Raw genomic sequence first — 8658 nt, 5'->3', positions numbered from 1 at the left:
ATCCTCTCTGGGGGATTAAAACTCTTCCCACATAGGGATAAACATCGCGTCAATAGCCTATTCGAAAGACCTGAATCCTCTCTGGGGGATTAAAACCGGTATGTCCAGTTGGTACTAGAATCGTTTAGGTTTAGATTCGAAAGACCTGAATCCTCTTTGGGGGATAAAAGCGTTATCTGCCCAGATTCTATAACCAATATATTCATCGATTCGAAAGACCTGAATCCTCAGCAGGGATTACGATCAATAATCGTGAGGATTTATGTTTCCGTAGTTCTGCCACTCAAGGTTACTAAGGCTCGCGAGGGGACTGCAAGCACCACCCAGTTGGGTGGTGTTTTTGTTTAAGCACAAATGTTTGTCTTGTAGCGTTCGTTAGGAGGTGATAGACTACAACCCACTATATTAAATATGTGGAATATCTTTATCAAAGTAAGTTGGAGGTTTGTTATGTGGTTACAGTTACGAACTGCCGAAAGTAACGATTTGTTACTAGAAGAGGATAAACAAAGATTAGAAGCATTAAAAAAATCCTATCCACAGCATTTTATTAGAGTAATTGAGAAAGACTATAAAAATATTCAACAGGTTGATTTTGAAAGTGTTGAAAGCTTTGGAGCATTTGTAGACCGTCTCAATAATGGCGGGGATGGCGTTAGCTGGTTCACTGTCCATCAAAATGATCACGATATAGTATCAAAAATACGATCATTAAAAAATAAAGTTCATATACAAGGCAATTATTTTATTGGTGCTGATGATCAAAACGAAGGCCTTCTATGTTTTGCAATACCCTCCTAAGAAATTTTGTAGCTAATAATTAAGCCTTTCTTTTTATCATGCTGAGGATTTTATGACCCAACCAGTATCGAAAAGACTCCAGCTCAACGATCTAGAAACAAAGATACCTGGCTTAACTCCCAATATGGGACGCTACCTGATCGAGGCTTGCTCAATTCGTTTGGAAGATCAGCGTCATTCTCGGGGTGTACAGCTATCGGTGGAACGACGGTGCGATACAAAATCCGATCATAGCTTTGTTATTGAAGATTGGGATGAAATTACGCCTCGTCATCTCGCAGCATGGACTGATGAAGAGTATACAACTGAACACGCCGCTTGTGGCATTGCTTGTCTCCTCGCTGTTGAGCTAACAGATTATACGGTTATCAATCGATCACGAAAAGGAACAGGGTTTGATTACTGGTTGGCGAAGCAGGATGGGGATGATATACTGCCTTTTGATAAACATGATGCCCGTTTAGAAGTCTCAGGTATTCGCCAAGGATCTGGTAAAGACATTGAAAATCGCGTCAAATTGAAACTGAGGCAAACGAATCCTTCCGATTCAATGCAAATGCCTGCATATGTCGTTGTGGTTGAATTTAGTCAACCTACAGCAAGGGTTGTACGAAAATGAAATCAGTACGTGAACTCCATATGCAAGCTATGGACTTTGCAGATCTTGCACTTCATGCGAAACATACTGGAGATATCCATAGTTTTATTGCCTATTCACGACAGGCTCTTGACCTAGAAATAGAAGCAGCAGCATTAGTAGCACCCTTTGATACAGAACCTACTCGTTCCATTCTTCATCGTAGTGCAGCCACCTTGGCACTTGACTGTGACGAACACCGATTAGCAGAGCGTTTAATTGCTACAGCACTGGCAGGAAATCCTCCATATGAGATCGCGGAAGAATTGCGCGATTTACTCGAACAAGTTCACTTCCAACGACATCTTGCAATTCGTGATGTTAAAATTGATCCCGGTCAAGTTCAAGTATCAATGACTGGCCAAGAGATTTACCCAGGGCTTACTCTCATGGACATCTTCTTAAGTAGGCTACAAGATATTGAACGAATGATTTTTCGCACTGTAGAGCGCCTACTAAAACGAGAATTTCGAGAAAGGGGCGGAACAGCCCAAGTTCTTCAGGAGGGTTATAGCGTCTACATGTCAGCCCCACGAGCGGGAAGCTTTGCAGTGACATTGCAACTCGGTAGACAGCAACGCTTTGATATACCAGAGATTGATCTTTCTAGCATTGTTCTCGAAGATGTTATCCAGAATATTAGTTTAGTAAATAAAGGAGATTTTCAATCGTTAAAAGAACGTATACCTAATGAGTCCTACTATAATAATTTCGTTGCTCTTGCAAAAAAAATAGCCCCTGATGGACAAGATGTACGTATGGTTGGTTTGACTACGCTTCAAAGCGGGAGTAATGAGGTCTTATCAGTTGCTTTTGATAAAACCCCACCTGAAATAAGTACGCTCGCGGGGAGTAATATAGCAACGAAAAAGGATAAATCTAAACATCAGACCTTTGTGGGGCAATTAAAACATGCTGATGAAATATCAGCGAATAACACGATTCAACTGCTATTCTCCGATAATAAAAAACAAAAGATTATTGTACCCCCAGGAATGATGAATGATATTGTTCGCCCATTGTGGGGTGAGAAAGTGGAGGTATTCTGCGAAAAGCGAGGTAATAGTTATTATTTACGAGAAATCAAACGCACTGAATAATATCAATTGTATAACTATATAAATAAAATATTAATAATCTCATAATTCTTAATTATTTTATATGCGTCGCCGAGATGATGTTATTACCACAGAAACACATATTGCACCAATAATAAGCATAATTACATAAATAATAAGTAATGGTATACGAATTTCAGGTATTCCTAATTCGTTAATAAAACCTTGCAGCCCGGTACCAAGAAAAATCCCACCTATTATATTAAGCATTTCATCTTTCCATTTTTTCTCTTTATTAGCATAAATTTTATCAATAGCAAATAGGACATGCTTTTTTAATACAATTTCATCTTTATCTATAATTGCTTTATTTCTCGAATGAAATATAATATCTTTTACATAATCTTCTCTGTATTTAACAACAAGTTCTTTTGCTTCTTGATGAAATTCTATTTTATTCATATATATCCCCATTTCCTTCATCATCTTTTTTGTAATCAAATTTATATAAATAAATTATCCTTTTTTTATACAAATATATCATAAATATCATAAACAATAGTGATATCATAATAGCCCATTCTTGATTAAATTCCATTTTCAGTATATAACCTAAAATAATAGAGGAAATTACAATAATCAATATAATTATACTATCACTTATAATATTTATTGATTCATAAATATTATATCTATTTCCTCCTGATACAACCCATTTATATAGACCAATAATCATATATAGAAAACTCAATAGTCCTAGAATCATAAATAGAATTTGTATTGTAAGATTTTGCCATTCCATATAATTCCTTCCATTTTAACTTTGCCTCTTTACGAAAAAAAAGATTTAGAGTTTCATGTTGTATGTTACAACATTGAATCATAGACAGAGCCTATAATTGAAGATTATCAGATTCGCTCTATGTAAGGATTTCAATTGCAACATCATTTTTATTAAAGATGTGGGATATGTGGGATAAGTTGGGATAATTCGCTTTATTTTCATTGACAAACAGCACAGACGTGCTATAATCCTCGCAAGCAACAGGGGTCTGCACAGACCAATTTAACCTGTTGCTTTTTGTTTTCCTCCTTTCTGTGCAAACCCCTTCTTGCCTGGCCTTCGCTTCCTCCTGATGTGGTTGGGGATCTATGGATAGTCTACTGATTGGTGCGGTGGTATGGCTGATCGGCCTCACCATTGTCGTGATGGTTGGGGCATGGATGTTTGCGCGGGGCTACCTCTCGGTTGTCCGCGAAAACGTTAGCTTGAAAGCCGAGTTGCATGCCGTGCGTGATGCGGCTAAACGCGAACTGGCGGCACTCAGTGCCCAGTTCGATTTGGCGCTGAGCGCCTTGCGGCGTGAAGTGATCAATGCCCGTGAACGCTGGACGATCGATGCCTATGCGCTCATGGATGCCCAGTTGTACATCCAAGCCCTCGAAGACACCTGTCATCACCATCAGATCCCCTTGCCCAAAAAGCCTCGGCGGGCAGGCCTTGATCGCCCAACCACCTCTCCACGAACCGACGATCAACACACGGGGCTTGACCCCATTGATGAATTATTATCACCCCTTGGACAAGGAGCATCGGTATGACCCTAACTCAAACCGCCATCGCGCTGGTCATTGTGACCACCCTCTCGTTCGCTGTTGGTTTTCTCAAATCGGCTGCCCCCAAAGCGGCAAACGCCTTGAACACTTGGGCTGCTGCCAATCTTGGGGCAGAGCAACGTGCCGCGCTTTATGGAGCAGTGAAAGCAGGCTTGCGAGCAGCCGAAGCCCACGGCCTTAAGGCTGAGGATCTATTGACCAAAGCGGTGCAGGTTGCTAGTGGCTATCTTACCCAGTATGGCTTGCCATTCAGCGAAACCCTGCTCCGCGATCTCGTGATGGCTGAAAAGCAGAAAAAGATGCAGGAATCCGCATAATCCATGCTCTGGTGTGCGCTGATCTCCATCGGCTTTGTTCTGTGTTTCTTCATCGTCATCAGCGATGACCTATCGCAAGACGCTTAATATTATCCGCCGCGCCAGCGGCGAAACGACCGAGGCGGCGAGCAATGACCACGCACGAACCACTACAACTTATCACAGGTCAACGTCACGCCACCGAATCGGATAAGGCGGTAGTCGCCTGCAACGATTATCTGCGCCTTGGGAGTGGGCGTTCGTTACGCATCTTGCTTGAGCGCTACCGCCAACAAACCGCCAACAAACCGCCAACAGTTCGCTTCAAAACACTGGCTCACTGGTCAACCGAATTCCATTGGACCGATCGTGCGAAAGCCTATGATGCGCAGCTGGAGCAAGCAAAAAATGATGCGCTGGCCGCTCGACGACGTGAGGTGTTTGAAGACGGCTTAGGCCTTGACTTCGAGCGGGTGATCAAGCTCAAGGAGTTGGCTAAGGATTTAGAAGAACAAATTAAAGAGGTTGACGAACATCACCCACACAAGCGACCGAATGTATGGATACGCGATGTCAAACAAATCGGGGCAGGCGAGTATGCCGAGCAGGTTGAAATCTACCGCTACAACTCGGCCCTCATTAGTGATTATCGCGGGGTGCTCGATGACTTGGCCAAGGAAACGGGAGGTCGCAAGCAGAAACAAGAACATGTGCATAAAGGGGATCGCAGTGCGCCGATTGTGATTGATAGTCCAGCGTTGGAACAGGCTGCCAAGGAATTGCAGCAGTGGCGTGAGGAACAATGTCGAATGCTGTCGAACTGGCAAAGTGCCATGCCGACCCTGCCTACTTCACCCACCACTTCGGATTAATCGACGATGCCCAAGGGTTGGGGGATGGCAGCGGCGCGATGCCCTTTACGCTCTGGCCTGCCCAAGTACAGGTGCTCTGGACACTCTTAATCCAGCGTTTGGTCTTGATTCTCAAGGCACGGCAATTAGGCATTAGTTGGTTGTGTTGCGCCTATGCGTTGTGGCTCTGCCTCTTCCAACCGGGCAAAGTGGTGCTGATCTTCAGCAAAGGCCAAGGCGAAGCCGATGAGATGCTGCAACGGGTCAAGCGCTTGTATGAACGCTTACCCGAGTGGATGCGTGAGGCCTCGCCAGCGCTAGTCACGGACAACACGACCGAACTGGAATGGGCCAATGGCAGTCGGGTCAAGTCACTCCCCGCGACCAAAGGGGCAGGTCGCAGCTTTACGGCATCACTGGTGATTTTGGACGAAGCCGCGTTCCTGCTCTGGGCAACCCAGTTGTATACCGCGCTCAAGCCCACGATCGACGGCGGCGGCCAACTGATTGTCTTATCGACGGCCAATGGGATTGGCAATCTGTTTCATCAACTGTGGCTCAAGGCCATCAGTGCCAAAAATCGCTTTACCACGATCTTTTTACCGTGGTGGGCACGACCAACGCGGGATGCGGCGTGGTATCACAACCAGCTTGAGGAATATACCGACCCGGACATGGTGCGGCAAGAATATCCCTCAACCGCGCAAGAAGCCTTTTTGGTGTCAGGGCGCACGCGATTCAAAATGCCATGGCTGCTGAAGCAAAATCCCAGCGATGGCCTTGCGCTCGATGAGCTTCCAGCATCGCTCTCGCTCCTGGACGGCGTGACCGTTTACCACCTGCCGCAGCAAGGACGACGCTACATTCTGGCAGCGGACGTGGCCGAAGGGCTGGAGCACGGCGACTTCTGCGCTGCCACCTTGATCGATGCGGTGTCGTGGGAAGAAATGGCCAGCGTCCACGGCAAATGGGAACCGGACGAATACGCTCGCATTCTCATGAATTTGTCAGACGTGTACGGGGCCACGGTTGCGGTTGAGCGGAACAATCACGGTCACGCGGTATTGACCACGATGAAACTGGCCGGATTCACCCGCATCGTGTATGGCCTTGATGGGCGAGCAGGGTGGCTCACCAATGCGCAGACCAAGCCGCAAATGATTGACTTGTTCGCCACGGCACTGCGCGATGTGTTGGTCACAATTCGCAATCAAACGGCGCTGAATGAACTGGCGATTTATCGGATTTTGAAGAACGGCGGGACGGGCGCACCCGCAGGCTATCACGATGATTTCGTGATGGCATGGGCCATTGCCCTGATGGTTGCCAGTCAACCAATGGAAGTCGAAGACGAAGCCATGGCTGGCTCGTGGAATAGCTACTAGAGGTATCGATGCCAACAGCCTTTGACAATCTCTCGGTCGAAGTCGCCAAAAAACGCTTGCCAACTACGCCGGAAGCGGTCAAAAGTGCGGTGCTGTTTCGCGATGGCGATCACTGGCAGGGTGGGGCGGCGTGGACTGGTCCAGCTCCTGCGTCAACGGATAAAGGCGCGACCGAGGTCATGACTCGCATTCAGCGCGAGTTTGTTTCCAGCAACGTGATTGCCGAGGTGATTGAGCGCCACGCCAATGCCGTGTGTGGCCGTGAACCCCAGTGGAGCTATGCCGTGCGTCGTCCGCTACTAGAGGAGGAACAACCCAATCCCCAAGAGCAAGGTTTGCTTGATGAGGCCGAAGCCGCCATGACGAGTTGGTGGGATCAGCGCAATGTACTCGGTATCCTGCAAGAAAGCATTGCCACCGCCGTGGTGCATGGTCGCGCCGTGCTCCGCTTGTTTGTTCCACCCGCCTATGTCGAAGACAACGTGATTCAAGTCCAAGAAACCTTGGCCGATGCCTTGAACCTGATTTGGCTCGATTGGTTAGCGCCCGAGCAAGCAGGGGTGAGCCGTGATAAAGCCACGATGCAGGCATGTGGGGTCTATGTCTATACGAATGACAATAAAAAAGAAGTCGCAGAAGTGACCTTTATCGATGAAGGCCAAACCGTGATGCGCACGCTCGAAGGCGAGGCAATGACTGGCGAAACACGGCTACCGCTGATGGGTCATTTGCTGATGATCGAAATCGTCTGCAAGCCCTTGATCGGGTTGTCCATGCAACAAATGCAGAAGGCGCTCAATATGACCCTGACCATGCTCCAACACAACATTGTGATTAGTGGCTTTGTTGAGCGGGTCATGACCAATGCTCAAATGCCGTTTGATGAAGTAGACGACCCGGCCAACCCGGGTAAAAAGTTGCGGGTGTATCGCCCGTATGACATCGGGCCGGGCAAAACCACCAATTTAATTGGGCTGCCGATGCGTGAAAAAGATGGGCAGATTGAGCGCATCACGGGTTACACCACCCCATCGGTGCAATGGCGTGAACCCGTTCCCGTTGGCACGTTCATCGATACCGACGCAGCGATTTATAGCCGGATGCTCAAGGAGTGCAAGCAACTGCATGCGCTGCTGAGTGGTGACGCGGTGGCGAGTGGGGAAAGCCGCAAACAAGCGTTGTTGGATTTTGCGATGTCGCTTGGGCCAACGGCCACGGCCCTCAAGCAGCTGGTGCGCTGGGTGCTCGAAGCGGCCCTCGCGTTGGCGGCGCATTTTGCAGGTCGTGCTCAAGCCTTTGATAGTCTCCGCGCCGATGTCACGCCACGGTTGTGGCTGGGTAGCCTGAGCAGCGAGGAACGCAACTTTTTATTGGCCGCCTATGAAAAAGGGGCCATTAGTCACGACCTGTTCTTGAGTCTGATTGATGTTGAAGATGTCGATGCTGAAAAGGCTCGCATTGCTGCCGAGCAGGAAGAAAAGCAGGCTCGTAGCGCTCGAAGTTTAGGCGCAGCCTTGGCAATGCAGCAAGCGCGACTTGATAGTGGTGCTGCTAGCACCGGATTGGAGCAGCCCGCATGATCGACGCGGTTGCCATTGCCAATCAATTCCGTGCTGAGCTTCAGGCGCAGAACGCGAGTGCGATGGACGCGCTGACCACACGCTGGCGCACGGTCGAAGCGGCGTTGCAGGCCGAAATGGAAGCGTTGGCGTTTCAAATGAGTCAGACCAAAGCTGATGGGCAAACGGTCAGTGAATCGCAACTGTATGCGAACGAGCGCTACCAAGCGTTGTTGGTGCAGCTCCAGCGGGAATTGGCCAAGTACAACGCCGATGCAGCGGCCATCATGCAAGCCCAGCAGTTGAGTTTTGCCAGTATGGGCGCGGAGCAGGCCACGGCGTGGTTGCGCTATTCCGGCGCGATTCAAGGGTCATTCACGCAGTTGAACAGCGGCGCATTTGAAAACATTGCCGCGCTGGCACGGGCTGACAATCCCTTGGCGCTCTTGCTGAG

General features: G+C 48.0%; 11 protein-coding genes. 9 read left to right on the top strand and 2 right to left on the bottom strand.

Going from position 1 to position 8658, the window contains the following annotated elements:
* Window positions 1-450 precede the first annotated feature (450 nt).
* From DEF47_RS18165 to DEF47_RS18155, 3 genes are read left to right on the top strand one after another with little or no spacing between them, the layout of a single operon-like run.
* Window positions 451-801, top strand: a complete 351-nt coding sequence (locus DEF47_RS18165) for a hypothetical protein (RefSeq protein WP_012188941.1) — start codon at window positions 451-453, stop codon at window positions 799-801.
* Window positions 802-853: 52 nt separating this feature from the next.
* The gene (locus DEF47_RS18160; protein ID WP_012188940.1) at window positions 854-1420 is read left to right on the top strand and encodes a hypothetical protein; all 567 of its coding nucleotides are present in this window, start codon (window positions 854-856) and stop codon (window positions 1418-1420) included.
* Window positions 1417-2538, top strand: a complete 1122-nt coding sequence (locus tag DEF47_RS18155; protein WP_012188939.1) for a hypothetical protein — start codon at window positions 1417-1419, stop codon at window positions 2536-2538. The genes DEF47_RS18160 and DEF47_RS18155 overlap by 4 nt, the downstream gene beginning before the upstream one ends.
* Before the next feature lie 57 nt (window positions 2539-2595).
* Here the strand turns inward: DEF47_RS18155 and DEF47_RS18150 are convergent, their stop codons facing one another.
* Window positions 2596-2958: a hypothetical protein gene (locus DEF47_RS18150; protein WP_041304220.1), complete on the bottom strand. Its 363-nt coding sequence runs from the start codon at window positions 2956-2958 to the stop codon at window positions 2596-2598.
* Window positions 2951-3298: a hypothetical protein gene (locus DEF47_RS18145; RefSeq protein ID WP_041304217.1), complete on the bottom strand. Its 348-nt coding sequence runs from the start codon at window positions 3296-3298 to the stop codon at window positions 2951-2953. Before DEF47_RS18145 ends, DEF47_RS18150 begins: the two co-directional genes overlap by 8 nt.
* Before the next feature lie 350 nt (window positions 3299-3648).
* Here DEF47_RS18145 and DEF47_RS18140 point away from each other — a divergent pair, with 350 nt between their 5' ends.
* The 6 genes from DEF47_RS18140 to DEF47_RS18115 all read left to right on the top strand — a co-directional run.
* Window positions 3649-4098 carry a hypothetical protein gene (locus DEF47_RS18140; RefSeq protein ID WP_012188938.1) on the top strand — a complete coding sequence of 150 codons (450 nt, stop codon included), beginning with the start codon at window positions 3649-3651 and terminating at the stop codon, window positions 4096-4098.
* Window positions 4095-4430 carry a hypothetical protein gene (locus tag DEF47_RS18135; RefSeq protein WP_012188937.1) on the top strand — a complete coding sequence of 112 codons (336 nt, stop codon included), beginning with the start codon at window positions 4095-4097 and terminating at the stop codon, window positions 4428-4430. The genes DEF47_RS18140 and DEF47_RS18135 overlap by 4 nt, the downstream gene beginning before the upstream one ends.
* Before the next feature lie 131 nt (window positions 4431-4561).
* A complete protein-coding gene (locus tag DEF47_RS18130; RefSeq protein WP_012188936.1) occupies window positions 4562-5281 on the top strand; it encodes a hypothetical protein in 720 nt (239 codons plus the stop codon).
* Window positions 5212-6645 (top strand): terminase large subunit domain-containing protein, encoded by a 1434-nt coding sequence (locus DEF47_RS18125; protein ID WP_012188935.1) that lies wholly within the window; start codon window positions 5212-5214, stop codon window positions 6643-6645. Before DEF47_RS18130 ends, DEF47_RS18125 begins: the two co-directional genes overlap by 70 nt.
* Window positions 6646-6653: 8 nt before the next feature.
* Window positions 6654-8225, top strand: coding sequence for a hypothetical protein (locus tag DEF47_RS18120; RefSeq protein ID WP_012188934.1), 1572 nt, complete (start codon window positions 6654-6656; stop codon window positions 8223-8225).
* Window positions 8222-8658: hypothetical protein (locus DEF47_RS18115; RefSeq protein WP_287045277.1), on the top strand; the 437-nt coding region annotated here is incomplete at its 3' end. The genes DEF47_RS18120 and DEF47_RS18115, both read left to right, overlap by 4 nt.

Source organism: Herpetosiphon sp. (assembly GCF_003512625.1).
In the GTDB taxonomy this organism is placed as follows: domain Bacteria; phylum Chloroflexota; class Chloroflexia; order Chloroflexales; family Herpetosiphonaceae; genus Herpetosiphon; species Herpetosiphon aurantiacus.
Note: the sequence above shows the minus strand (reverse complement) of the source record. Positions and strands in the feature narration are given on the sequence as shown.